Origin of the sequence: Streptomyces sp. NPDC056373, from assembly GCF_042262425.1 — a bacterium.
Taxonomy (GTDB): domain Bacteria; phylum Actinomycetota; class Actinomycetes; order Streptomycetales; family Streptomycetaceae; genus Streptomyces.
This window is the reverse complement of sequence record NZ_JBHJPX010000053.1, coordinates 1-1,571: the sequence shown is the minus strand read 5'-3', so window position 1 is coordinate 1,571 and position 1,571 is coordinate 1. Positions and strand designations below refer to the sequence as shown.

The 1,571-nt window shown below is 70.1% G+C and carries 1 protein-coding gene; it reads left to right on the top strand.

All coding sequences use genetic code 11. The annotated features are described in order from the left end of the window. On the top strand, positions 1-1,571 hold a 1,571-nt coding region (locus ACFCXS_RS39400; RefSeq protein ID WP_376648148.1), incomplete at both ends, for a non-ribosomal peptide synthetase.

Genomic DNA, 1,571 nt, shown 5'->3' with positions numbered 1-1,571 from the left:
GGGGAGCGGTCGGCTCCGCTGCGGCAGGAGAACGTGGCGTACGTGATGTACACCTCCGGCTCCACGGGCAACCCCAAGGGCGTCGCCATCACCCATGCCAACCTCGTCAACGGCGTGTCACGGCTGGCCGAGGTGGTCGACCTGCGGCCGGGAGCGCTGATGCTGGGCGCCACCTCTGTCAACTTCGACGTGTCCGTCTTCGAGGTGTTCAGCGCCCTGATCTCGGGCGCCGCCGTTGAGATCGTGCGCGACGTGCTGGAACTCGCCGAACGCGGCGGCTGGACCGGCGGAGTGCTCCAGGCGGTCCCCTCCGTCTTCGAGCGCGTCCTGGACCAGGTCGCCGGGAAGATGCACGTCGACACCGTCGTCCTCGGTGGTGACGCGTTCCCCGCCGCCCTCCTGGACAAGCTCAGGACCGCGATCCCCGGCGCCCGCTTCAAGCAGGCCTACGGACAGACAGAGGACTTCTACGCCACGACCTACTCCATCCCCCAGGACTGGGCCGGCACGGGCAACGTCCCCATCGGCGGACCGCTCGGTAACATGCGCACCTATGTCCTGGGTCCCGGACTCACCCCGGTCCCGGTGGGCGTGGTCGGCGAACTCTACGTGGCCGGCGCCGTCGGCCGTGGTTACCACGAGCGGCCCGGCCTGACCGCGGAACGCTTCGTCGCCGACCCCTTCGGTGAGCCGGGCAGCCGCATGTACCGCACCGGCGACCTCGTCCGCTGGAACGCCGACGGGGCGTTGGAGTACATCGGCCGCAGCGACGCCCAGATGAAGATCCGCGGCTTCCGAGTCGAACCGGGCGAGGTCGAGGCCGTCATGGCCGAACACCCGAGCGTGGCGCAAGCCGTCCTGCTGGCACGCACAGCACCCGGACTCGGCGATCCGCGACTCGTCGGCTATGTCGTGCCGGCCGGTGCGTCGTCCACGCCCGGCAGCACGGACGTTGACCTGAACGCACAGCTCGACCTCGCCGAACTGCGCCGGTTCGTCGCCGACCGCCTGCCCGAGTTCCTCGTGCCGTCCGCCTTCGTGGTCCTGGACCGGTTGCCGTTGGATCCGAACGGGAAGCTGGACCGGCGTGCGTTGCCGGAGCCGGAGTTCTCGGGTGGTGTGTATCGGGCGCCGTCGTCTGCGGGTGAGGTGGTGCTGGCGGCGGTGTTCGCCGAGGTGCTGGGGTTGGACCGGGTGGGTGTGGATGACGACTTCTTCGCCGTGGGCGGGGACAGTATCCGGTCGATCCAGGTGGTGACGCGGGCTCGGGCGCGTGGTGTGGAGGTGTCGCCGCGGGATGTGTTCGAGTGCCGGACGGTGGCGGAGCTGGCGGTGCGGGCGCGGTCGGCGGGTGAGGCCGTGGTGCTGGAGGAACTCGCGGGCGGTGGTGTGGGACGCATGCCGTTGCTGCCCGTCGGCGCCTGGCTCACCGAACTCGGCGGCGACACCGACGCCTTCGCCATGACCACCGCTGTGGACCTGCCTGTGGGTATGAGCGAGGCGGAGTTGCATGGGACGTTGGCGGCGGTGGTGGATCGTCATGATGTGCTGCGGTCGTGTCTGGTGCCGGG